Origin of the sequence: Methylocystis borbori (assembly GCF_036576025.1) — a bacterium.
In the GTDB taxonomy this organism is placed as follows: Bacteria; Pseudomonadota; Alphaproteobacteria; order Rhizobiales; family Beijerinckiaceae; genus Methylocystis; species Methylocystis borbori.
Genome location: NZ_JAZHYN010000023.1, coordinates 30,469 through 52,522, shown reverse-complemented (window position 1 = coordinate 52,522; position 22,054 = coordinate 30,469). Strand labels below are relative to the sequence as shown.

Here is a 22,054-nt window from a genome sequence, read left to right as displayed (position 1 = left end):
AGGCCCGACGCGGCGGCGCGCGCGCGGGCGGTGGAGGCGACCGAAGGCGTCGCCGAGGAGGGGCTGCGCGCGGCGCTCGTCAGGCTCGGCGAGAGGGCGCTGGCCTCCTCAGGCGGCGCTTGACTTAGGCTTGCAATCGCGGGCGCTTGCTCTTAGGTTCGCGCCGCTTCATGCCGCCATAGCTCAGTTGGTTAGAGCACCAGATTGTGGATCTGGGGGTCCCCCGTTCGAGCCGGGGTGGCGGTACCATTTGGCGCCACGACCGTCCCTCCGGGATGACTGATTCGACCCTAACGGGGCCGGCCCCAATCAGCCGATGACGGCTCCCGCATGGGCCAGCGCGATGCCAATGCCAAAGAAGATGGCGCTGCCGATAATAGCTCCCAAAATTTTAGTGCCGATGGCGCTCATGGCGTCCTCCTTAATTTGATGGTTAAGGATAGACCGCGATCATTCCGATGGATGTGTTGAGACGCACGCGCCATTTATTGAAAAATCAGCCTTCCAAAAAAAGGCGCCAACGATCGTTCGAATTGCCCCTCGAACGCCCTTCATCCCATTGAGTCCGGCCGGCTGGCCGGATTACCTTATGCCAGCGTCCTCGATACCGGCGTCAGAACATTTGCACGGAGCGCGCATGCGAGAAACGATCGGCTCCTATCTTGTCAGACGCATCGAGGAGGAGGGGATCGGCCATGTCTTCGGCGTCCCTGGCGACTATTGCCTGACTTTTTTCTCGCTGCTGGAAAATAGCCCCGTCCAGATCATCAACACTTGCGACGAACAGGGGGCGGGCTTCGCCGCCGACGCCTATGCGCGCTTGAGGGGCCTCGCCGTTTGCGTCGTCACCTATTGCGTCGGCGGCCTGAAAGTCGCGAACGCCATCGCGCAGGCTTACGCCGAACGCTCGCCGATCGTCGTCATCAGCGGCGCCCCGGGCGTCGCCGAGCGGCGGCGCAATTCCCTGCTCCATCATCGGGTCAAGGATTTCGACACGCAGCTCAAAGTCTTTCGCGAACTCACCGTCGGCGCGGCGGCGCTCGACGACCCGCTCACCGCCGCCGATGAGATCGAACGCATGTTCGCCTTGGCGAAGCGCCACAGCCGTCCCGTCTATCTCGAATTGCCGCGCGACATGGCGTCCGCCGAGATCGGACCGACGCAGGCGCGTTCGCTGCCGCCTGAATCAAGCGATGAAGAGGCTCTCGCTGCCGCCCTGTCGGAAGCGGTCGAGCGCATTTGCGCGTCGAAACATCCCGTTATTCTGGCCGGCGAAGAATTGCACCGCTTCCGTCTGCAACCGCAGCTCGCCAGGCTCGCGGATCGGACCGGAATTCCCGTCGCGGCGACGATCCTGGGCAAGTCGGCCTTTCCCGAGTCTCATCCGGGTTACCTCGGACTCTATGAAGGCGCCATAGGCCGCGAAGAAGTGCGCGACTATGTGGAAAAGAGCGACTGCGTCATGTTGCTCGGCGCCATGATGACCGATTTCAATCTCGGCCTTTATACCGCCAACATAGATCGGCGCGACGCCATTTACGCCGCCAAGGATCGCGTCTCGATCGGTCTCCATGCTTATGACGACGTGAGGATGGAGGATTTCATCTCGGCGCTTTCGGAACATGGATGGCAAAGGCGCGATGTCGCGCCCTATGAGCATCCGCAACATCCGGGCCCCTTCGCGCCGAGCGACCGCGAATTGACCGTCGAGGCGCTCTTTCGACAGATCAACGCCTTCATCGAGAAGGATATGATCGTCATCGCGGATCCAGGCGACGCGCTGTTCGGCGCGTCGGACTTATTCATCAGCGACGGCGCGCATTTTCTCGCGCCCGCCTATTACGCCTCGCTCGGCTTCGCGGTGCCGGCGGCGCTCGGCGTCAAGACCGCGGCGCCGACGCTGCGGCCGCTGGTGCTTGTCGGCGATGGAGCGTTCCAGATGACCGGCATGGAGCTCGCGACGGCCGCCCGCTTCGGCATGAATCCGATCGTCATCGTTCTCGACAATGATGGATATGGAACGGAGCGGCCGATGCTGGATGGACGATTCAATGACGTGCACCGCTGGAATTATTCCGAGCTTCCCCGGGTACTGGGAGGCGGTCTCGGCATGACGGCCGCCACCGAACGCGAAATGGCGGATGCGCTGATCAAGGCGCGCAATCATGAGTCCGGCTGGTCTCTCATTCAGGTCGCTCTCGCCCGCGACGATCAATCGCCCGCGCTCAAGCGCCTAACCGCCAAGCTTGGGGATAGGGTGCGCAGCGCGCAACGATCGCCTTCTCCCGATGCGCAATAGCGTCAGGCCTCACTGCTTTGAAGCGAAGGGCGCCTGCGCGCCGACGGGCAAGGCGACGTCGAAACCCTGATTGATCGCCGAAAACATCTGATAGAAGCCCGAGAGCACGACCAGTTCGACGAAGCCTTCCATGCCGAAGCGCGCGATGGCTTCATCCTGAATTTCTCGCGGCACGTTTTTCCACGCCAATGTCGAGGCGAGGATTTTCGCGGCGAGATCGTAAGGCGCAAGGGTTATCTCAGTGAGATCGGCGGCGCTTTGGAGAGCGTCGATCACAGAGTCGGGCACGCCCGCCGCGCGCGCATGATGGACATGGTCGATCCACTCGAATTCGGCCCCGGTTTTTCGCGCGACCGTAAGAACCACCAACTGATAAACCTCGCGCGAAAGATGCCCCTGGAATTTGAGATAAAAACCCAAATCCTCCACCTTCTCGCAAAGCTGCGGATGATTCATCAGGGCGGCGTAGGGGCCGCCGAAGGGCGCGCCCTCGGCCTTGCGCCGCTCGACCATGCGTTCATAGCGCGCGCGGTCGGAAGGCGAGAGTTTCGTGGGATCGAAGGGCAGTTCGGCCATCGGCGCCTCCCTCACTCGTGATAGGAATAGGCGGCGACGGCGGCGACCCAATCCTCGACCGGCGTGCCGAAAGCCTTGTCGGCCTTGACGTCGACAACGCACGGCCCGACGCCGCTCAGCGCCCGTTCGAAAGCGTCGGCGAGGTCGGCCGGCGCGCGCGCCGTCTCGCCGCGACAGCCGAGCGCCCGGGCGAAGCCCGCCCAATCGTGATCCGGCAGGCGAGTCAATTCGTCGGGAACCGGACCTTTGATATGCGCGCGCAGCCAGACATTGCCGAGCGCGGCGTTATTGATCACCACGAAGACGACGGGCAACTGATAGCGCGCGGCGGTGGCGATCTCCATGCCGCCCATGCGCATGCATCCGTCGCCGGTGATGACGGCGACCCGGCGCGAAGGGCTCGCGCATTGAACGCCGACCGCGGCGGCGATGGCCCAGCCCATCGGCCCGAGATTGGTGGCCGAAATATAGGTTCGCGGCGCGTAGGATTCCCAGTAATGGCCGGCGAAGGCCCGATGCGCGCCGGAATCGACGACGAGAACGCCGTCGCGCGGAAAAAGCTTTCTCAATTCGGCGATGGCGCGCGCGGGATGAATCGGAACGGCGTCGCTTTCGCAATGTTCCGGATCTTGCAGACGTGGTTTGGCGCGAATTTTGGCAAGCCAGGCGGCGCGACGCTCTTGGCCCGCCTGCAGGGACGGCCGCAATTCGTCGCTATGGTCGAGGAGGAAGTTGAGATAGGCGCCGCAATCGCCGACCACGCCGCCACCATTCACATTCGCGCCGATGGCGGAGGGCGACAGGTTGACGCAAACGACCGCGTTGGAGTCGATCTTGAGCGCCCAATGCATGGTGTCGCGTTCGTTCAATCCCGACCCGAGTATGACGAAAAGATCGAGCGGCGCCTCCATAAGCGCCATGCGCGAATGATGCGTTCCCGCATAGCCGAAGACGCCAAGCGACAGCGGATGATCTTCGGGAAAGACGCCCTTGCCGCGCAAGGTCGTCGCGACGGGAATGCGCCACAGCTCGGCGAATTGGCGCAGCGCCTGCGCTGAGTTTGCGTGCTCCACGCCGGCGCCGGCGAGAATCGCGATCCTGACAGGCGGCTCGGCGCCGGGCGCGCCGAGGAAATGCGCGAGCGACGATGTCGCGGCCGAGAATGACAGCGCGCCAGGATGGCTGAGCGCGGGATCGATCGGCGCATGCTCGACCGAAAGCTCCCCCGCGAGCACGTCGCCGGGAAGCGAGAGATGCGCCGGCCCAGCGGGGCGCGTCCTAAGCTGCAACAACGCGTGCTTAAAGAGATGCGGCAAATTTCTCGGATTGTCGACCGAGGAGGAATAGCGCGTAAGCGGCTTCAAGACCGCGACGTCGTCGAGCGTCTGGGAGCTCGCGTCCTGAAAGACGCCGAGGCCCTCGATGAGCGTCGCGACCTCGCCGCTCATCAGCAGAACCGGCGAGCCGTCGGTCTGCGCCGTCGCCACCGCCGTCACCGTATTGGCGAGGCCGGGGCCGCCGATGCAGAGCGCCGCGCCGAAATTTCCGCTGGCGCGCGCATAGCCGTCGGCCATATAGGCCGCGCCGCCCTCCTGCGCCGCGACGATCGGCGTCAGCGCCTTTTGCCGTCCAAGCGCGGGGAGAAAAGGATCGACCAGGCCGCCGGGGACCATGAAGAGATGATCGAGGCCTTCCGACGCCAGGGCGTCGAGAAGAAAATCGACGCCGAGGGGCATGGCGCGCTCCAATCGGTGATGAGGCTGTCGGACAAGCTTCAGTCTTATAGGCGCTGCGCGGCCGAGCACAAGGCGTCGCCGTCCCCGATGACGACGCTCACGCGAAAATCCTGCGGAACCTTGCCGACAGGCGTCAATCCGCCGACGGCGCGGAAACGGATTTCCGGCTGAAATCCGCGAGCGGTTCGGCGCCGGTTCTCAAACTTTCAAGATAGGCTTCGGTGAAGTCGACCTTGATCTCGGTCCAGAGCGGCAGATGATCCGACATCTGCCAGGTGCGCCACTTTCGATAGGCGCCTATATCCGTCTTTATGGGCTTTTCCGTCTTTGTCTTCGTCGGCATGAAGGGCTTATAGGCGGCGTAATCGACTGCATCGTCGCGAAACACATAGTTCTGCCAAGGGAAATTGCCGGCGTTCTTGATCTCGACGAGCTTGTTCTGCGTGCGCAACGCGATCTGGTCGTAGAAATTGGCGCTCGCGAGCGCGGTCGGCTTTCGCAGCGCCGCCGGAACCTCGAAGCCGCCGCCGAGCAATGCGCCCATCGTGGGATCTTCGGGATTGAGGATATTGAAGTCGCCGAGCAATATGTAAGTCTCGCCGTCCTTCTTCTGACGCGCGGCGAAAAATTCGGCGATGTCGGAGATTTCGCGTTTGCGCTTGGCGGTGTCGGTCGCCGAGCCGTAATAAATGTGCACGGTGCAAATATTGAACTTGAACCAGCCGGCCTGAAAGGCGACGAGGAAGGGCGTGCGGTTGAACTGCGGAACCGGCGAGCCTTTCTTCTCGGGGAGGACGATCTCGCCCGCGACATGGCGAAACAGAATTTTGCGCCTGTCGAACACGAAGGCGAGGCGCTCCATATTTCCGCTCTGGTCGGTGACGATATAGTCCCAGTGAGGTCCCAGCAGACGCATGACCTTTTGAAACTCGGTCATGTCCTCATTGACCTCCTGGATCGCGACGAGATCGAAAGCCGAAATGATCTCGGCGATATAGAGCAAAGACTCGTCGAGGCGCGGTCCCGGATTGAGCCTGTGGCCGCCAAAATCCCTGATGTTCCATGTGGCAAGAAGCACGCTCGTCTGCTTGTTGCTGGCGATGATTTGTTGCGTCAGTCCGGCGCGAAGCGCGAGCAGCCGGTCGATCGTCCGATCCCGCGCCGCCACATCTTTCCAAAAGCGAAGCCCCGAATATTGAACCATGGCCAATCCCCGAAATATCAATTGCGCAACGATCGAATGCTAGCAGCGGGGAACCGGAGACAAAAGGGCTTTCGCAACGAGACGACATCGTCGCCTATGTCTCGACGCGCGAGACGCCTTTCTCGAACGTCGCCGTCAGCATGCCCGGCGTCGAATGCGCATGCGCGCATCGTCCGTCGCGGTCGATCAGGATGAGGCCGCCCTGCCCTTGCACTTTATCGACGAGAAGTTCGATCGCCGCCTTTGCGGCCTCTTCGGCGCGCATGCTGCGATATTCGACGAAGAAGGCGGCTGTTCTCGCAAGCGAGACGCGCAGGAAATCCTCGCCGACGCCCGTGCAGGACACGGCGCAGCTCGCATTATCCGCATAGGTTCCCGCGCCGATGACCGGCGAATCGCCGACACGTCCCGGGCGTTGATTGGTGACGCCGCCCGTCGACGTCGCCGCCGCGAGATCGCCATATCGGTCGCGCGCGACGGCGCCCACCGTGCCGAGCTTGGACTCCGAACGATCGAGCGCGATTCGCTCCCGCTTTTGCGCTTCCATCAATTGGGCGGCGCGCTCCTCGGCGAGAAAATAACTTTCGTCCTCGAAGACAATGTTCTGTTCTCGCGCGAAACGTTCCGCGCCTTCGCCGATGAGCAGCACATGGCCGCTTTTCTCCATCACGGCGCGCGCGAGGAGAATGGGATTCCTCACGCCGCGAACGCCGGCGACGGCGCCGGCGTTGAGCCTGCGGCCGTCCATGATGGAGGCGTCGCAAGCGACGCGTCCCTCGGCGTCGAGCACCGAACCGCGCCCGGCGTTATAGAGCGGATCATCTTCGAGCAGCGTCAAGCAGCGCGTTACGGCGTCGAGCGACGAAGCGCCCGCGTCGAGCAGGCGCGCGCCTTCCTCGACGACGCGGCGCAGCGAATCCTCATATCGCTGCGGCGCTTGGATCGCGCCCGCCCCGCCATGGATGATGAGCGAGAAATCACTCATGGCGCATATCCACGCTTGGCGGCGCGGCAATGCGAGCCATATGTTCGGCATCTTTACAGAAAGGGGTTCGTCCCATGCGCAACAGACTGCTCTTCACCCTCATATTCGCATTCCTCGCGGGACCGGCCGCGTCCGACACGACCATCATAGGCGAAAAGAACGGCAAGGACGTCGTCACCGTCCGCGTCGGCGAAGCCTCGCAATCCAAGCAGGCGCTCCCGACCTTTCCCGGAATTTCGACGAAGACCGCCGGCGCAAAAGGGCTTTCGCTGCTGAAGGTCGTGATTCCGCCGGGCGGCAAAGCCGAGGCGCATGTGCATAAAGGGCATGAATCGGCGATCTATCTCATGCAGGGCCGCGTCGAAACGCGCTATGGCGACAAGCTGGAAAATAGCATCGTGAACGTCGCCGGCGACTTTATCTTCATTCCCGCCGACGTGCCGCATCAGCCGATAAACTTGAGCGACAGCGAGCCGGCGATCGCCATCGTCGCGCGCGACGACGGAGACGAACAGGAGCATGTCATTCTTTATCCGTCGAAGAAGTGATTTTGGCGCTTAGCGCCGATAAATGACGCCACGGGAGCAGGATCGTTTCAAAACAATCCTGCTCTCTCTCTTAGGAACAATTCTGCTTAAGCCGCAATCACTGCATTTTCTTTGGGCGCCATGCGTTTGCAGGAGGACGGCGATCTCGATGCAGCCTATTCAAGGCTCCATAACATCAATGCCGTTGTGAGCGGCACAGCCGACGCTTCAGACCGAAACAGCGAATGTGCGAAGCGTCACACTGCCTAAATGTGCATGCGGATAATAATTCAAAGATTGTGAACTTCGAGCCGAGCGCGGGACGCCACGGCGCCGCTCGGGAACATTGCGCGTTGCAGAAGCGGCGAACGCATCAATCCTAGATTTGATTATCCGGCGACAGATCCAGGAGTGTTTCATGCCTCGGTTTTTGGCTTCCCGAAACGATTCCACGGCGCGCATCCGCCTCTCGTCCAAAGACTCGATATTTGCGCCGTCGCTGAATTCGCCGGAACGCGCCCGGATATTGATCGTCAGCGACGTGCGCATGTTCCGCGAAGCGCTCGACATACGGCTGCGTGAACATGGCGGCATGGACGTCGTTGGCGCCGTCGAGCGCGACGGCGCTTTGGCCGCGCTCGTCGACACCGCGCCGGAGTTCGTTCTGCTCGACGCGGGCGAATTGGAGGGGCTCGTTCTCGCGCAGGCGCTTGTAGCGCAACGCCCGGAATTGCGCATCGTCGCTTTTGGCGCGCCGTCGACGGCGCATTCGACGCTTGCCGCCGCCTGTCAGGCGATTGTCGGCTTAGTGCCGCGCGAAGGCTCTTTCGACGACATCGTCGAAACCCTCGAAACGCTGGCGACGACCGGCAAGAGGGATCGGGCGAAAGCCTTGCGCGCAGTCCGACTCGCCAGCGATCGGGAGCGCGACGAAGCGCCGCCGTCGGAGGAGACGCTGACCGGGCGCGAGCGTGAAATCCTCCAGCTGATCGAGCGCGGTCTCTCGAATAAGGAGATCGCGCGCGAGCTTCGCATCGAGGTCGGCACGGTCAAGAACCACGTGCATAATATGTTGCAGAAATTGCAGGTTCGCGGGCGTGGCGAAGCCGCGCATTCGATGCGCCTGCGTTCTCTCCCGATATGAGAGAGAGCGCCTTATTCAGCTAGAGCATTTTTCGCCGACGCAGACGCGGGCGCCTTCATGAATCGGCGATTCATGAAGGCGCTCCAGATCGCGCTGCATTTGGACGGAGTCGCCCAAATGCGGTTTACGCGATCGAATCCAAAAGCCTGGAGCATTTTCCGCCGAACTGGATGCCGGTTCGGCGTAGAAAATGCGTCAATTTAAAAAACTAGAGCGCGCCTGACGCGGAAAATCGGCTTCCGCTTCTTTTCCGGCGCGCTCCAGCGTTTAGATGAGCCCCGCGGCCCGCAACTGCATGAAGCGTTGCAGGGCGGCGGGATTGACCGCCCAGGCCGTCGGTCCCATGACCGATCCGATCGGCGCTCCCATCGGCGCAAATCCGTTTCCGCCCCAACCCGGCATGGGCGCAGGCCCGGCGCTCGCGGGCGTCGCCGCGCCGATGGGCTGCGGCGCCGCAAGGCCGGGAACGCGCTCGAAGTCGGGCGCGCCGACGCCTTCCCGGGTCGGATCGCCGAGATAGCGGACGCCGGAAGAGGCGAGCAGCGAGAAGAGCTGCGCCACGCGCTGTTCATTGCGCGCCGCCCGCGCTGCCTGCAGGAGCGGATGATGCGCAAGCAGCAACGCGGCCATGCCGGTCACATGCGGCGTCGCCATGGAGGTGCCGTCCCAGGCCGCATAGCCGCCGCCCGGCACGGTGGAGACGATCGCGACGCCCGGCGCGCCGACGGCGACCTGCGGTCCGAAACAGGTGAATTTCGGCGAGAACAAAGCGCCCGCGACGAGCTGCGGCTCGACCGTCTGAGCGTGATAGCTGTCCTCGGGAAACTCCTCCAGCTTGCCGAGCGCCGCGACCGTCAGCACCGTCGGCAGAACGCCGGGGAACTGCACGGGGCCGCTGGAATTGCCGGCGGCGACGATGCAGGCGACGCCGTTCTGACGCGCTTCGGCGATCTTCTGCGCGACAAGCTCCGACGGCTCTCCGCTGCCAAGGCTCATATTGACGACGTCAAGCTGCCGGTCGACGCATTCGTCGAGCGCGTCGATCAGATCGCTGAAGCGCCCGCCGGGGAACACTTTCAGCGAATGCACTTCCGCTTGCGGCGCGAAGCCGCGAATGCCCGCGACCGTGTCCGAGGCGGCGGTGATGATACCGGCGCAATGCGTGCCATGGCCGATCATGTCATTGGCCCAGCTCGCCTTGTCGCCGCCATTGGTGAGATCGGCGCCGCGCGTCACATGACGCAATTGCGGATGGGCGCTGTCGCAGCCCGAATCGATGATGCCGATCTTGACGCCCGAGCCGTTGAAGGAAGGATCGAGGCGATCGAGCTTCATCAGGCGCTGGCCCCAGCCGATCATGCCCTGCTGCGGGAAGCCCGCGAACTTCTCGGTCAAAGGCCGCAGTTGCACGGTGTTCCAGGCGCCGGCTTGCAGGGCGATCCCCTGAAGCATGCGATCCCAATGGTCGGCGACAGGCTTCACATAGATCGCGCGAATGGTCTGGATGGGTCCGCCGAAAACGGTGACGACGACTTCGCCCCGCTCATTGGTGAGGCCCTGGCCAGGGAAACCCGGTCCATAAACATAGACGGTCGCTTTCGGCAGCGGCTTGCCGCCGGCGCCGATAACGCGAATCTGGACGTCGACGCCCACTCCGGCGGCGATCGGCATGACGCCGTTGAAATCGAACGGCCTCAGATCGTCGGAATAGCGCAGAAAGGCGTCGCGCTCGACGATGACGTTCGGCGGCGCCGAGGCCTGCAAGGCCAACCCGCGCTGGCGGTCCATCTCGGCGACGAGAATTTCCGGCGTCTGCGACATAGGCGCGCCGACCGAAAAGGCGTTGAGGCCGCGCGGCTGCAGCCGCCGCACGATCTTCACGCCGGGAAGCGCATTGGCGAGATCGCTCGCGGAGGCGGGCGCGAAACCGGGCACGCGGCGCGTCGCGATCATATAGCGTTCGGTCGGCGCGGCCGCCATCGGCTCGACGCGCGGGTCGGCGCCATTGGGCGAGGGCGCGGCGGTCTCGGGATGATGACCATTGGGCGCCGGATTGTTATTTTCGGGACCAGCCATTTCAACTCTCCTAAAAAAATGTTCGGCCAGCCCGCATTTCCTCGTCGGAGGGGGCCGACGCCGGCTTACAAAGGTTGGATGGGAGCGTTTGGTTCGATGATCAGGGTCGCGCCGAACTGATTGCGCAACTGGTCGGCGTGCGCCGCCGACAGTCCGACGACGAGTCTCGGACGGTCCGGCTTTCCGGCGCGCTGAAGAACCGACGCGCCCGGAAGGGACTGCAGCGCCTGTTCGAAGGCGGCCAGGTCTCCAATCGTTTCGGCGCTCCGCGGCGCCACCAGAAATTGATCGACGCCGCCGCTGGGGCTCGGAAGATTGCTCATGTCGTCGCGATCCTGATGTCTCAAATGGCTCCCAGGCCGAAGGATTTCGGTCTGGGAGCGGAAGCAAACCACGCTATAGCCGCCGCGTCGATTGCGACGGCCGAAGCGTCAGCCGTAGTAGGGCACGGCCCCCTGCGGCGCGTAATAGACAGGCTGCTGCGGGCCGGCCTCGAAAGGCAGGAAGCGCCGGGCGAGCCCGCCCACCGTGCTGCCGATCGCCTGGCCGGCGCCGGCGTTGCCGAAGCGTCCGCCGATCCAGCCGCCGACGGGGCCGCCGATCGCGCCAAGCGCGTCGCCGATAAAGCCCTGCGGCGCAAAGGCCTGGTCCGCCGACTGCGGCGCATAGTAGACGGGCTGCTGCGGGCCGGCTTCGAAGGGCAGGAAGCGCTGCGCAAGACCGCCGAGCGTGCTGCCGATCGTCTGGCCCGCGCCGGCGTTGCCGAAGCGTCCGCCGATCCAGCCGCCGACAGGGCCGCCGATCGCGCCGAGCGCGTCGCCGACAAAGCCCTGCGGGGCGAAGACAGGCGCGGCCGACTGCGGCGCATAGTAGACGGGCTGCTGCGGGCCGGCTTCGAAGGGCAGGAAGCGCTGCGCAAGACCGCCGAGCGTGCTGCCGATCGTCTGGCCGGCGCCGGCGTTGCCGAAGCGTCCGCCGATCCAGCCGCCGACGGGGCCGCCGATCGCGCCAAGCGCGTCGCCGACAAAGCCCTGCGGGGCGAAGACAGGCGCGGCCGCCTGGGGGGCATAGTAGACAGGCTGCTGCGGGCCGGCTTCGAACGGCAGGAAGCGCTGCGCAAGACCGCCGAGCGTGCTGCCGATCGTCTGACCGGCGCCGGCGTTGCCGAAGCGTCCGCCGATCCAGCCGCCGACGGGGCCGCCGATCGCGCCGAGCGCGTCGCCGACAAAGCCCTGCGGGGCGAAGGCAGGCGCGGCCGTCTGCGGCGCGTAGTAGACGGGCTGCTGCGGGCCGGCTTCAAACGGCAGGAAGCGTTGAGCGAGGCCGCCGAGCGTGCTGCCGATCGTCTGACCGGCGCCGGCGTTGCCGAAGCGTCCGCCGATCCAGCCGCCGACAGGGCCGCCGATCGCGCCGAGCGCGTCGCCGACAAAGCCCTGCGGCGCGAACACCGGAGCCGCCTCGAAGGGCAAAATATTCTGCCTTGTCTGAGGACCCCAATTATCGACGATGCCGATGGGCTGGCGCGCCCAGGGCGCATTGCCGAACAGGCTCTGCGGCGCCAACTGCTGATCGACGACAACGCCCTGCGGGGCAAAGCCCTGCGGCGCCGACTGCGGCGCATAAGGCGCGTAATAGACAGGCTGCTGCGGACCAGCCTCAAACGGCAGCAAGCCGCCAAGAACGCCGCCGGCGACGCTTCCGATCTGGCGGCCAAGATTCTGATTGCCGAGGGCGCGACCGAGCGCGCCGCCGCCAAGGCCGCCAAGCGCGCTGCCAAGCGCGCCGCCAAAAAAGCCCTGCGGCCCAAATTGCGGATCAACGACGATGCCCACCGGCGCGGCCGAGGGCGTAATTCCATTGTAAGCGACTTGCATGTTCCCATCCTCCAAAGGGTCAAACAAAATTGCGACGATTGGAGGCTTTCTCCCGCCTTCCATCGCGACGCGGGACAAACGTTAGGTCGTTTCAAAAACCGCTCATATGGATCAGGGGGCACAGTCGTGGGTACAGGCGCGCCGCGGCGCGCCTCAAACGCGCGAAAAAATCATCGGCGCCGCATCCGGCTCTTCCCGCCGCGTGTAACAGGCAAGCGCCTCTCGCGCGCGACCGATCCTTCGGAGGAAAACGCCATGACCGATAATTCGAACTTCATCAATTCGCTCTACGACGCATTCAAACGCGGAGAGATGAAAACCATCCTCGACAGTCTCGATCCGTCGATCGAATGGGCGTCGAACGGCGACGCCAAAATCATTCCCTGGGGCGGGCGCCGCAGCGGAGTCGCCGGCGTCGCTTCATTCTTCAAATCTCTGGCTGACGATCTGGATTTCGAGATTTTCGAGCCGCGCGATTTCTTCGACGCCGGCGATACGGTGATCGTGATCGGGCGCACCCGCGCGCGCGTGAAACGCCAAGGCGGCGTCTTCGACTGCGAATGGGCGCATGTCTTCACCGTAAAGAACGGCAAGCTCGCGCGCTTCCGGGAATTCTACGACACCGCCGCGATCGTCGACGCCCTCTCGGCGTAACGGCGATCCATCCCGCGTCCCCCATTCCATTCGTCAAAGGCCAATGACATGAAACATGACCATCGCTTTCAAAACGAGAATGGCGACGCGCCCTTCGTTCACGGCCTCGTCGTCGCGGAAGGCAAGAGCTATTCGAATTGGGGCGGGCATCGCGCGACCCGGCCCGCCGTCTATGTGGAGCCCTTGAGCTATGGCGATGTTCAGGCGGTCGTGCGCGACGCGGCGCGTTTCCCGACGCCGGTCAATCCGGTCGGCTCCCTGCTTTCCGTCACTCCGACATTCGTGAATGACGGCGGAACGCTCGTCTGCCTCAAGAAGCTCGACGAGATTCTCGGAACGGAGACCGATGCGCGCGGAAGAAGCGTCGTGCGCGTCCAAGCGGGGTGCCGCCTCAAGAAACTCAATATGTGGCTGCAGGGGCGCGGGCTCGAGATTCCCTTTCAGGCCGAGATCGGCGAAGCGTCGGTCGGCTCCGTCTCCGTCGGCGACACAAAGGAATCTTCGCTCAATGCCCCAGGCTTTTTCTCGGCTCATGTGGTCGAGATCACTTATGTGGACGATCAAGGCGATTTGCGCATCATCTCCGATCACGCCGACGGCGCCGCCTTCCATGAATTCAAATGCAGCTTCGGCCTCTTAGGCGTCGTCGTCGAATGTCTCGTCGAGACGCGTCCCGCCGGTCTCTGCCGCAGCGATATTTCCTTGGGCCTCTATGAGACGCCCGAGCGGCTTGCCGAAGGCCTTCTGGAAAAACGCGGGCAATGCGACGCGCTTCTCGCCATCGTCTTTCTGGACAAGCTCGTCAGCGTCTACGACCAGCGTTTCGAAGCCGGACCCGGCGCGCAAACGCCGACGCTTTCGCAGCCCGAATGCGAGGCCTTTCGCATCGCCAAGCGCCTCGCCATACAGCGCGGCTTCGACGGCGTCGACGTGCCGCAGCCTAAGGGGATCGTCTATTCGCGCGCCGATTTCGTGAACGAGTATTGGCGTCCTAGCGAAAATGAGAAGCGGCTCGATTTCCAATATTACGAGCACGATCTGACGAAGATCGAACGCGTCGTCGCCGAGAGCTACGCCTTCACGCGCGAATTCGCGTCCGCGACCGGCTTTGCGCCCAATGGCTGGGCGACATATTTCGTGCATCGGCCGCCGCGCGACCGAAAGCCTTTCGGCCTCTATTCGGACGGACCAGGCGTGTCCTTTTCTTTCGATCCTTTCGCAAGCGATCCGAATGATGCGCGCTGGCAGGAGTTTTCGCGACGATATAATGAGCTCGCGATCCATCGCCTCGGCGCGCGCGCATCACCGATTCAGACGCAGTGGCTCAAGAAGGGCGACATCGTCATTCCGCGCCGGCTCGCCCGCCCGCGCTTCACGACGCCCTATTTTTCGCAGTTCCTGGAATGAGCGCCCCGGTTCACGCCTTTTACCGCGCGCCCCGCCTCGACGGCGGGCCGCGCTTTGAATATGTTCTTTTCCCCGCAGCATTTTCCGGGCGTGACGCAAAGGTGAGCGCGAGACTTCTTTCCAACGAAGCGCTGTTGCAGCGCGTTGCGGCGGGAGATCGCGGCGCCTTTCGCGATCTTTATGACGCGACTGCGTCGCGCCTCTATGCGATTTGCGTCGCTCTGCTGAAAGACAGCGCGCGCGCCGAAGAGGCGCTGCAAGAATCATTCGTGCGCATTTGGGAGCGCGCCAACGCCTATGACGAGGCGAAGGGCGCGGCGCTCGCCTGGATGAGCGTGGTGACCCGCCGCGTGGCGCTCAACGAATTGCGCCGCCGCGACAATGCGCATCGCTCGCTCGACGAGGACGGCGCGGCGCCGGAGATCGCCGCCGACCTTCCCGAACTGGATCCGATCGGCAAGGGGCGCCTCCTCGAATGTCTCGACAAGCTCGAAGCGGAACGGCGGCAGTGGGTTTTGCTCGCCTATGTGCATGGCTATTCGCATGAGGAGCTGGCGCGGCGTTTCGAGCGGCCTCTCGGCACAATGAAATCGGCGCTGTTTCGCGGACTCGCCGAATTGAGAAAGTGCATCTCATGAGCGACGAAGACGAGATCGACGCCGCTCTCTGGGCCGCCGGCGCGCTCGCCGCGGAGGAACACGCGGCTCTTAAAGAGCGGCTGAAGCGCGATCCTCAGCTCGCGGCGAAAGCGCACGACTGGGAGGAGGCCCTCGCGCCCCTCGCCGCGCTTGCGCCGAACGCCGCGCCGCCCGACGGCCTCTTCGAAAAAATCGAAGCGCGTCTCGACTCGCGTCTGCGTCTCGAGACGTTGAGCCGCACGCTGCGCGCCGACTCGGGCGACTGGATCAAGGTCGCGCCGGGCATGCGCGTCAAGCTTTTGCATCGGAACGTCGAGCTGGGCCGCCAGACGGTCGTGCTCGACATCGAGCCAGGCGCGGTCTATCCGGCGCATACGCATGAGCAGGACGAAGAAATTTATATGATATCCGGCGACCTGACGATCGGCCCAGAAGAATTGGGGCCGGGCGATTTCCACGTCTCGCCGAAAGGCAGCCGGCACCCGCCGGCGACGACGCGCGCCGGCTGCCGCTGCATCGTTTCGATGGCGATGTGAGAGATGTAGGGTCGGAAAAAAGCGCGACGCTCGCAGACGGCGTTTGCGAGCGTCGCGCGAGGACGGAATACGTTATTTCACGACATTGATCACGCCGACCATATTGGGATGCAATCGGCAATAATATTCCACTCTGCCGACGGCCTTCATGCGCGCCGACGCCGGTCGTCCTTTCGGAGTCGCAATGTCGAAAGCGCCGTCGCGCGCAGTGGCCGTGTGCTCGACAATGTCCTTGTTGAGCCATTCGACCCTGTCGCCGACATGGACGGTGATGGTCGCGGGCGTAAAATCGAGATCGTTGATCGTGATCCTCGCGCCTTCGCCGGCGGGCGCGGAAAGCGCGCCCGCCAGTGCGAAGAAAGTCGAGAATCCCGCGCGCGGCGCGAAGCTTCTCACGCGCGTCACTCCTGGCTCGCCGTCGATTTCCAGGCGCGCGTCATCTTGCCGAGCTTTTGAACCATATTCTCGGCGTGCTGCTGATGGCCCTGGAAAATTTTCAGGCCGACTTTCAGCAGCCCTTTCAGCTCCTGATTATTCGCCGAAGGTATGAGCTGCTTGTCCACGGCGTTGTTGACGAAGGAATGATAGGCGACTTCATTCTCCGCATAGGCGCGATCGAAGGCCGGCCCAGAGAGTTGCGTCAGTTCGGCGCGCTTTTCGGCCGCCTGTTTCGCGAGCGTCTGGCTTGTTTCATTGTCTTCCGGCGTCACGCCGAGCTTCTTCACGAGGGCGAGCGCCTTGTCGTTGACCGCCTTGTGATCCTTCACCATCTCGGCGGCGAATTCGCGCACCGCCTTATTCTTCGAGCGCTGCAACGCAATTTCGGCATAGCCGATGTCCACCGTTCCGGCGGTGTAGGCGATATGGGCGATCTGGGGATCGGTGGGCGCTTCCGCAGCGCGCGCGAAAGGCGCGGCCGCCAGCGTCAAAGCCGCCGCGACTCCGGCAATAGCAATCGTCTTCATGATTTTTCCTCCGCTAATCCGGCCGCATCGGGCGCGGCCCGGAGCCAATACGGAGAAGGAGGCGATCCGGATGCGGCGTCGTTGAAAAAGCCCCCATCGCTGTCGCGGCGTCGTTTGTCGGGCAAGGCGCCAATTATTTCGGCGGGCGGCGCCATATTCCTGTCACTCGGATGTCGCGCGGCGACCGTCGCCGGCGGCGCCGCGCATCAACGACCTCGACTTGGAGTCCCAGAGAATCCCTGGGACTGGCGCGATACGCCGTCGCCGCCTCAACCGCTCCGCAGCGGATGGCGCGCTCATTGCATTGCTTAAAAGAAGGGCGTCGTCCGCGACGCTCTACGGTCCATAGAGGGACCCCCAGCATCGCCGCTGTCCTGAACGTCTGCTCCCGGACGTTTCAGGCAGCGGCTTTTTTTTTGTTTCCGACGTCGCGCAGAGCGAGACGAAACGAGGTTCGCGATGAAGAAAGCACAGTTTCAGCAGCGGGCGGATTCCCCGGGAACGACCGGCCGCGCGCTTGTCGCGGCCATAGCCGGCGCCGCATTCATCATTGGGACGGCCGCGCAGGCCGCGCCGCGCAAAAGCGCGCCCGTCAGCGCGGTATCCGCGCCGCAACAAGCCACGCCGCCAGCCGCTTCCACGCCGGCCGCGCCGCCTCCGCCGCCGCCGGCGCCGTTGGGAATTTTTGGCGCCGACATGCCGGCCGCCGGCAAGCTCGTCTTCTCCGTGACTCCCGTCTTTTCCAATCTCTCGGGAATAAAGATGGGCACGCGCACGGTCTCGAACGAATATATCGTCTCGACTGTCCCGTTCTTTCTCAATCCGAGGCAGACGGTGCGCATCATTCCGCAAAACATCGCGGTCGCGACGCAGATCGTCGGCTTCAACTACGGCGTCACCAAGGATTTGTGCGTCGTGCTGACGGCGGGGATGATCGAGAAAAATCTCAATGCGCTGACCTTCAAGGGGACGTCGGGAATCCTGCCGCTTGGGCGCAGCCTGCCGGGAACGACGAGTCTTGCGGACTTCACCCTCTCGGGCGTCTATCGCATCTACCAGGACGACGTTAACCGCATCCAGGTCTCGCTCGGCTTCTCCTTTCCCACCGGCAGCAACACCGCCACCTTCAAGGATTTCCTCTTGCCGGACGGCACGCGCCGCAACATTCGCGGCTTCTATGGAATGCAGCCGGGAACCGGCACATTCGATATCCTTCCGGGGATCGTCTATGCGGGCTATCTCGGGCCCTGGTCCTGGGGCCTCGCCTATCGCGCACGCTTGCCGCTCGCCGCCAATCAACAGGAATACTCCTGGGACTATCTGATGGAATATCGCCTGCGCTTCCCGCTCGGCCCCAATCCGACGCAGGGATATCGTTGGGGCGACCTGCATGAATTCAACGGCTGGGCTGGCTACACCTGGACGCCGGGACTGACGACGACCTTCCGCGCGAGCGCGTCGACCCAGGGCCCCATTCGCGGCTTCGACCCTGAAATTCGCGGGCCCGCCGTGCCGGCCAATCCGAATTTCTACGGCGGCCAGCGCGTCGAAGTTTTCGGCGGGGGGACGATCAGCGGCAAATTCATCGGCTATGACAATGCGACGCTCGGCGTCGAGGCGGGCCTGCCAATCTATCAGAACCTCAACGGTCCGCAGATCATGAAAAACTGGCAGGCGGGCATGTCGCTGAAGTTCAAAATCTAAGGGGCCGCGTCCATTCCGCCCGGAATGGACGCCCGTTTCCACGCCGCAGGCAGAACTGAGGACATTCGCGATGTCGCTCGAGAACGTGGGGCGCCGCTATGGCGCGCCGGCGCGGGTAATCGCGCGGTGGAATGAAGCGGACTTGGCGCCGCTCGACGCGCATTTGGCGACGGTCTGCCGCTTCGCCGCCAGTTTGGCGCAAGCCGCGCTCGTGATCGCCGCCATCATCCTTGGCGCCGCCGCCGTGGTCAAATTCGTCGACGCCTTATTGGATGCGATCTGCTCCTGACGCCGAAAGCGGCTTCTTGCCGCTTCGCTGCGCCGTCAGTAAAACGAACGCATATTCAGTCTCCTGACACTGCGGGAATTCGCGGGGCGCCTAAGCTTGAAGATCGTCATCGTCGATGAAAGCCCCATCCGCTCCGCGATCCTCGAAGAGGGTTTGCGCGAAGCCGGCTTTACCGCCGTCGAGCGTCTGTCGGTGATGCAAAATCTCCTGCAGCGCATTTATGCGATCGATCCCGACGTCATTCTGATCGATCTCGAAAATCCGTCGCGCGACGCGCTTGAACAAATGTTCCAGGTCAGCCGCGCGGTGCGGCGGCCCGTCGCCATGTTCGTCGACCAGAGCGATACGGATTCGATCCGCGCCTCGGTCGACGCCGGGGTCTCCGCCTATATCGTCGACGGCCTGAAGAAGGAGCGGATCAAATCGATCCTCGATCTATGCGTCTCGCGGTTCAACGCCTTCTCCCATCTTCAAAACGAACTCGAACGGGCGAAATCCGATCTCGAGGAGCGCAAGAAGCTCGATCGCGCCAAGGGACTGCTCATGAAAGCCAAGGGCCTCTCTGAAGAGGAGGCCTATAGACTGATGCGCAGCGCCGCGATGCGCGAGAATAAGAAGATCGCCGAGATCGCGCAGGCCATTATCACCGCGGCGGAGCTGTTCAAATGAGTGGCGCGAAAAAACATCTGCGGATCGGCTTCATTCCGCTCGTCGACGCCGCCGCGCTCATCGTCGCCGCCGACGGACGCTTCGCGGCGGACGAAGGGCTCGACATTGAACTCGTACGCGAAGTCTCCTGGTCGAATATTCGCGACAAGCTTGCAATAGGATTGTTCGACGCGGCGCATATGCTCGCGCCCATGGCGATCGGATCGAGCCTGGGCCTCGGCCAGGTGAAAGCGCCGCTCGTCGCGCCGGTCAATCTGGCGATGAACGGCAACGCCATCACGCTATCGCGCGCGCTTTATGAGGAGCTCTTCAAGGAGAAGGGCGATCCAGCCGACCCGGCGTCGAGCGCGCGGGCGCTTGCCGCGGCCATACGCGCGCGCGAGGCGGAGGGGCGCGAGCCTTTGACCTTCGCCATGACCTTTCCTTTCTCGACGCATAATTATCAGTTGCGCTACTGGATGGCCGCAGGCGGAATCGATCCCGACCGCGATCTGCGGCTCGTGACCTTGCCGCCGCCCTTCATGGTCGAGTCCATGGCGCAGGGACAGGTCGACGGGTTCTGCGTAGGCGCGCCATGGAGTTCGGTCGCCGTCGACGCGGGCGTCGGCCGCATCCTTCATTTCGGCTGCGAGATTTTCGCCCGCGCGCCGGAAAAAGTGCTGGCGATGCGTCGGCGCGACGCCGAAGCCGCGCCCGATGTGGCGCATGCGCTGGCGCGCGCCATCGCAAAAGCCGCCAGCCACATCGAAACGACAAAAGATCAGGATGAAATCGCCGCGATGCTGGCGCGTCCGGATCGCGTCGGCGTCGACGCGGGCATCATCCGCCGCACGCTCGTCGGCAAGCTCAAGATCGACGCCGATGGGACGATGCGCGAGAACGCGAATTATCTCGTCATTGGCAAGGCCGGCGCGCTGCGGCCGGAAGCGGCGCAGGCGGTCTGGCTTTACGCGCAGATGTTGCGCTGGGCGCAGGCGGACTTCTCGACCGTGGGCGTCGAAGAAGCGACGCGCGTCTTTGACGCCGATCTCTTCGACGCGGCCCTCGGCGCGCCAGCCGCCAAAGCGTCCTCGGACCGGGATCCCGGCGGCGCTTTCGACGGCGCGCGGCCGGTCGACGATTTGCGCGCCTATCTCGCGGGCTTCGCAATTGGCTGTAAAACATAGAAGTTCGGACAAGAGCGCATATTAAACTGGCAGAATGCCGCCGCTTTGATCGACGGAGACAGCGCAAAAAACATTATTCTGAATAAAATCAATGCCTCCGCTCTGGCGCCCGACTTGCAAGTTTTACGGGGAATAGCCGGATCCCGACCCCTCATCCGGCCTGCGACCCACCGACGGGACGCAACAGCAACGCCGCTGTTCCGAAAGATGCGCGCAACGCGCAACGCTTTCGGCAGCGGCGTTTTTTTATTCGCCAAGCGACGAGAGAACGAGGACCAGGAATGAGCAATGAAAGAGTCGATATGGCGGATAAGCCCTTGGGCCTCAGCCGACGCGACGCGCTGAAAGGCGCGGCGGCGACATTCGCGGCGGCGAAAGCGCTTCTGCCTTGCGGCGCCTTTGCGCAGGCGGCCGGCCCGGAAACCGTTAAAGCGACTCTCGGCTATATCGCGCTCACCGACGCGGCGCCGCTCATCATCGCTAAGGAGAAAGGCCTCTTCGCCAAGCACGGATTGCCCGAGGTCGACGTCTTGAAACAGGCCTCTTGGGGCGCGACGCGCGACAATCTCGTGCTCGGCGGCGCCAGCAACGGCATCGACGGCGCGCATATTCTCACGCCCATGACCTATCTCATCTCCACCGGCAAAGTGACGCAGAACAATGCGCCGACGCCGATGTATGTCCTCGCCCGCCTCAATCTCGACTGCCAGGGCATTTCCGTCTCCAATGAATATAAGGACCTCAAGATCACGTCGAAGGCTGACGCGCTGAAAGCCGCTTTCGCCAAGAAGCGCGCCGAGGGCAAGGAAGTGAAGGTCGCCATGACCTTCCCCGGCGGCACCCATGATCTTTGGCTGCGCTATTGGCTCGCCGCCGCCGGAATCGATCCCGACAAGGATGTCTCGACCATCGTCGTGCCGCCGCCGCAGATGGTGGCGAATATGAAGGTCGGCAATATGGACGCCTTTTGCGTCGGCGAACCCTGGAACGAGCAGCTCGTCAATCAGGGGATCGGCTATACCGCCTGCGTCACCGGCGAGCTTTGGGCGAAACATCCGGAAAAAGCGCTCGGCATGCGCGCCGAATGGGTCGACAAAAATCCCAAGGCCGCAGCGGCGCTGCTCGCCGCCGTGCTCGAAGCGCAGCAATGGTGCGACAAGGACGAAAACAAAGCCGAACTCGCAGGGATCGTCGGTCGGCGCCAATGGTTCAACGTGCCGGTCGCCGACATTCTCGGGCGCCTGAAGGGCGACATTAATTACGGCAATGGCCGCGCCGTGAAAGGCTCGAAGCAATTCATGAAGTTCTGGCGCGATCAGGCGTCTTATCCGTTCAAGAGCCATGACGCCTGGTTCGTCGTCGAAGACATGCGCTGGGGCAAGCTCGACCCCAAGACCGACGTCAAGGCGCTCGTCGACAAAGTCAATCGCGAAGATTTGTGGCGCGAGGCGGCGAAAGCGATCGGCGTCTCCGCCAAGGACATTCCCGCTTCGACATCGCGCGGCAAGGAGACCTTCTTCGACGGCAAGGTCTTCGATCCAGACGATCCGCTTGCCTATCTCAAGAGCCTCGCGATCAAGCGGGCCGAAGTTTAGAAATTCGATA

General features: G+C 63.4%; 21 protein-coding genes and 1 tRNA gene. 13 read left to right on the top strand and 9 right to left on the bottom strand.

The window, feature by feature from the left end:
• The first annotated feature begins 172 nt into the window (after positions 1–172).
• Both V3H18_RS09455 and V3H18_RS09450 read left to right on the top strand, forming a co-directional pair.
• Positions 173–249: transfer RNA gene (locus tag V3H18_RS09455), tRNA-His, on the top strand.
• Between the two features lie 388 nt (positions 250–637).
• The gene (locus tag V3H18_RS09450; RefSeq protein ID WP_332081777.1) at positions 638–2,299 is read left to right on the top strand and encodes an alpha-keto acid decarboxylase family protein; all 1,662 of its coding nucleotides are present in this window, start codon (positions 638–640) and stop codon (positions 2,297–2,299) included.
• Positions 2,300–2,308: 9 nt separating this feature from the next.
• Here V3H18_RS09450 and V3H18_RS09445 read toward each other — a convergent pair whose 3' ends face one another.
• The 4 genes from V3H18_RS09445 to V3H18_RS09430 all read right to left on the bottom strand — a co-directional run bounded on the left by V3H18_RS09445 (position 2,309) and on the right by V3H18_RS09430 (position 6,800).
• Positions 2,309–2,875 carry a carboxymuconolactone decarboxylase family protein gene (locus V3H18_RS09445; RefSeq protein WP_332081776.1) on the bottom strand — a complete coding sequence of 189 codons (567 nt, stop codon included), beginning with the start codon at positions 2,873–2,875 and terminating at the stop codon, positions 2,309–2,311.
• Positions 2,876–2,886: 11 nt separating this feature from the next.
• Positions 2,887–4,611 (bottom strand): thiamine pyrophosphate-binding protein, encoded by a 1,725-nt coding sequence (locus tag V3H18_RS09440; RefSeq protein WP_332081775.1) that lies wholly within the window; start codon positions 4,609–4,611, stop codon positions 2,887–2,889.
• Between the two features lie 133 nt (positions 4,612–4,744).
• Entirely contained in the window at positions 4,745–5,815 is a 1,071-nt protein-coding gene (locus V3H18_RS09435) for an endonuclease/exonuclease/phosphatase family protein (protein ID WP_332081774.1), read from the bottom strand.
• A 94-nt stretch (positions 5,816–5,909) separates the two neighbouring features.
• Positions 5,910–6,800, bottom strand: coding sequence for an isoaspartyl peptidase/L-asparaginase family protein (locus tag V3H18_RS09430; RefSeq protein WP_332081773.1), 891 nt, complete (start codon positions 6,798–6,800; stop codon positions 5,910–5,912).
• Positions 6,801–6,874: 74 nt separating this feature from the next.
• Between V3H18_RS09430 and V3H18_RS09425 the strand changes: the two genes are divergently transcribed.
• Positions 6,875–7,348 (top strand): cupin domain-containing protein, encoded by a 474-nt coding sequence (locus V3H18_RS09425; protein WP_332081772.1) that lies wholly within the window; start codon positions 6,875–6,877, stop codon positions 7,346–7,348.
• A gap of 397 nt (positions 7,349–7,745) precedes the next feature.
• Positions 7,746–8,471 (top strand): response regulator transcription factor, encoded by a 726-nt coding sequence (locus V3H18_RS09420; RefSeq protein ID WP_332081771.1) that lies wholly within the window; start codon positions 7,746–7,748, stop codon positions 8,469–8,471.
• Positions 8,472–8,738: 267 nt separating this feature from the next.
• Here V3H18_RS09420 and V3H18_RS09415 read toward each other — a convergent pair whose 3' ends face one another.
• From V3H18_RS09415 to V3H18_RS09405, 3 genes are all read right to left on the bottom strand, one after another.
• Entirely contained in the window at positions 8,739–10,547 is a 1,809-nt protein-coding gene (locus tag V3H18_RS09415) for a S8 family peptidase (protein ID WP_332081770.1), read from the bottom strand.
• A gap of 65 nt (positions 10,548–10,612) precedes the next feature.
• Positions 10,613–10,870 (bottom strand): hypothetical protein, encoded by a 258-nt coding sequence (locus tag V3H18_RS09410; protein ID WP_332081769.1) that lies wholly within the window; start codon positions 10,868–10,870, stop codon positions 10,613–10,615.
• 108 nt (positions 10,871–10,978) lie between these two features.
• Positions 10,979–12,421 (bottom strand): hypothetical protein, encoded by a 1,443-nt coding sequence (locus V3H18_RS09405; protein ID WP_332081768.1) that lies wholly within the window; start codon positions 12,419–12,421, stop codon positions 10,979–10,981.
• Between the two features lie 255 nt (positions 12,422–12,676).
• Here V3H18_RS09405 and V3H18_RS09400 point away from each other — a divergent pair, with 255 nt between their 5' ends.
• From V3H18_RS09400 to V3H18_RS09385, 4 genes are all read left to right on the top strand, one after another.
• Positions 12,677–13,075 carry a nuclear transport factor 2 family protein gene (locus V3H18_RS09400; protein ID WP_332081767.1) on the top strand — a complete coding sequence of 133 codons (399 nt, stop codon included), beginning with the start codon at positions 12,677–12,679 and terminating at the stop codon, positions 13,073–13,075.
• A 48-nt stretch (positions 13,076–13,123) separates the two neighbouring features.
• Positions 13,124–14,482 (top strand): FAD-binding oxidoreductase, encoded by a 1,359-nt coding sequence (locus V3H18_RS09395; RefSeq protein ID WP_332081766.1) that lies wholly within the window; start codon positions 13,124–13,126, stop codon positions 14,480–14,482.
• A 101-nt stretch (positions 14,483–14,583) separates the two neighbouring features.
• Complete coding sequence (locus V3H18_RS09390; RefSeq protein ID WP_332081765.1) at positions 14,584–15,120, top strand: sigma-70 family RNA polymerase sigma factor; 537 nt, start codon at positions 14,584–14,586, stop codon at positions 15,118–15,120.
• Entirely contained in the window at positions 15,117–15,656 is a 540-nt protein-coding gene (locus V3H18_RS09385) for a cupin domain-containing protein (RefSeq protein WP_332081764.1), read from the top strand. Before V3H18_RS09390 ends, V3H18_RS09385 begins: the two co-directional genes overlap by 4 nt.
• Positions 15,657–15,728: 72 nt before the next feature.
• Here V3H18_RS09385 and V3H18_RS09380 read toward each other — a convergent pair whose 3' ends face one another.
• Both V3H18_RS09380 and V3H18_RS09375 read right to left on the bottom strand, forming a co-directional pair.
• Positions 15,729–16,052 (bottom strand): cupredoxin domain-containing protein, encoded by a 324-nt coding sequence (locus tag V3H18_RS09380; protein WP_332081763.1) that lies wholly within the window; start codon positions 16,050–16,052, stop codon positions 15,729–15,731.
• Positions 16,053–16,057: 5 nt separating this feature from the next.
• The gene (locus tag V3H18_RS09375) at positions 16,058–16,621 is read right to left on the bottom strand and encodes a DUF4142 domain-containing protein (protein ID WP_332081762.1); all 564 of its coding nucleotides are present in this window, start codon (positions 16,619–16,621) and stop codon (positions 16,058–16,060) included.
• Between the two features lie 459 nt (positions 16,622–17,080).
• On the opposite strand from V3H18_RS09375, the gene V3H18_RS09370 reads away from it, so the two are divergent.
• The 5 genes from V3H18_RS09370 (at position 17,081) to V3H18_RS09350 (ending at position 22,044) form a co-directional block, all read left to right on the top strand.
• Positions 17,081–18,325, top strand: a complete 1,245-nt coding sequence (locus tag V3H18_RS09370) for an alpha-amylase (protein WP_332081761.1) — start codon at positions 17,081–17,083, stop codon at positions 18,323–18,325.
• A gap of 70 nt (positions 18,326–18,395) precedes the next feature.
• Positions 18,396–18,614, top strand: coding sequence for a hypothetical protein (locus V3H18_RS09365; protein WP_332081760.1), 219 nt, complete (start codon positions 18,396–18,398; stop codon positions 18,612–18,614).
• A gap of 96 nt (positions 18,615–18,710) precedes the next feature.
• Positions 18,711–19,283, top strand: a complete 573-nt coding sequence (locus tag V3H18_RS09360; protein WP_332081759.1) for an ANTAR domain-containing response regulator — start codon at positions 18,711–18,713, stop codon at positions 19,281–19,283.
• Entirely contained in the window at positions 19,280–20,449 is a 1,170-nt protein-coding gene (locus V3H18_RS09355; protein WP_332081758.1) for a CmpA/NrtA family ABC transporter substrate-binding protein, read from the top strand. Before V3H18_RS09360 ends, V3H18_RS09355 begins: the two co-directional genes overlap by 4 nt.
• 281 nt (positions 20,450–20,730) lie before the next feature.
• A complete protein-coding gene (locus V3H18_RS09350; RefSeq protein ID WP_332081757.1) occupies positions 20,731–22,044 on the top strand; it encodes a CmpA/NrtA family ABC transporter substrate-binding protein in 1,314 nt (437 codons plus the stop codon).
• Positions 22,045–22,054: the final 10 nt, after the last annotated feature.

Bases quoted from the DNA above. Each gene is read 5' to 3' on its own strand.
- V3H18_RS09435 (WP_332081774.1), bottom strand. From the start codon at position 5,815: ATGGTTCAATATTCGGGGCTTCGCTTTTGGAAAGATGTGGCGGCGCGG.
- V3H18_RS09415 (WP_332081770.1), bottom strand. From the start codon at position 10,547: ATGGCTGGTCCCGAAAATAACAATCCGGCGCCCAATGGTCATCATCCC.
- V3H18_RS09350 (WP_332081757.1), top strand. From the start codon at position 20,731: ATGAGCAATGAAAGAGTCGATATGGCGGATAAGCCCTTGGGCCTCAGC.
- V3H18_RS09400 (WP_332081767.1), top strand. From the start codon at position 12,677: ATGACCGATAATTCGAACTTCATCAATTCGCTCTACGACGCATTCAAA.
- V3H18_RS09370 (WP_332081761.1), top strand. From the start codon at position 17,081: ATGAAGAAAGCACAGTTTCAGCAGCGGGCGGATTCCCCGGGAACGACC.
- V3H18_RS09395 (WP_332081766.1), top strand. From the start codon at position 13,124: ATGAAACATGACCATCGCTTTCAAAACGAGAATGGCGACGCGCCCTTC.
- V3H18_RS09365 (WP_332081760.1), top strand. From the start codon at position 18,396: ATGTCGCTCGAGAACGTGGGGCGCCGCTATGGCGCGCCGGCGCGGGTA.
- V3H18_RS09375 (WP_332081762.1), bottom strand. From the start codon at position 16,621: ATGAAGACGATTGCTATTGCCGGAGTCGCGGCGGCTTTGACGCTGGCG.
- V3H18_RS09430 (WP_332081773.1), bottom strand. From the start codon at position 6,800: ATGAGTGATTTCTCGCTCATCATCCATGGCGGGGCGGGCGCGATCCAA.
- V3H18_RS09385 (WP_332081764.1), top strand. From the start codon at position 15,117: ATGAGCGACGAAGACGAGATCGACGCCGCTCTCTGGGCCGCCGGCGCG.
- V3H18_RS09440 (WP_332081775.1), bottom strand. From the start codon at position 4,611: ATGCCCCTCGGCGTCGATTTTCTTCTCGACGCCCTGGCGTCGGAAGGC.
- V3H18_RS09420 (WP_332081771.1), top strand. From the start codon at position 7,746: ATGCCTCGGTTTTTGGCTTCCCGAAACGATTCCACGGCGCGCATCCGC.
- V3H18_RS09355 (WP_332081758.1), top strand. From the start codon at position 19,280: ATGAGTGGCGCGAAAAAACATCTGCGGATCGGCTTCATTCCGCTCGTC.
- V3H18_RS09405 (WP_332081768.1), bottom strand. From the start codon at position 12,421: ATGCAAGTCGCTTACAATGGAATTACGCCCTCGGCCGCGCCGGTGGGC.
- V3H18_RS09410 (WP_332081769.1), bottom strand. From the start codon at position 10,870: ATGAGCAATCTTCCGAGCCCCAGCGGCGGCGTCGATCAATTTCTGGTG.
- V3H18_RS09450 (WP_332081777.1), top strand. From the start codon at position 638: ATGCGAGAAACGATCGGCTCCTATCTTGTCAGACGCATCGAGGAGGAG.
- V3H18_RS09445 (WP_332081776.1), bottom strand. From the start codon at position 2,875: ATGGCCGAACTGCCCTTCGATCCCACGAAACTCTCGCCTTCCGACCGC.
- V3H18_RS09425 (WP_332081772.1), top strand. From the start codon at position 6,875: ATGCGCAACAGACTGCTCTTCACCCTCATATTCGCATTCCTCGCGGGA.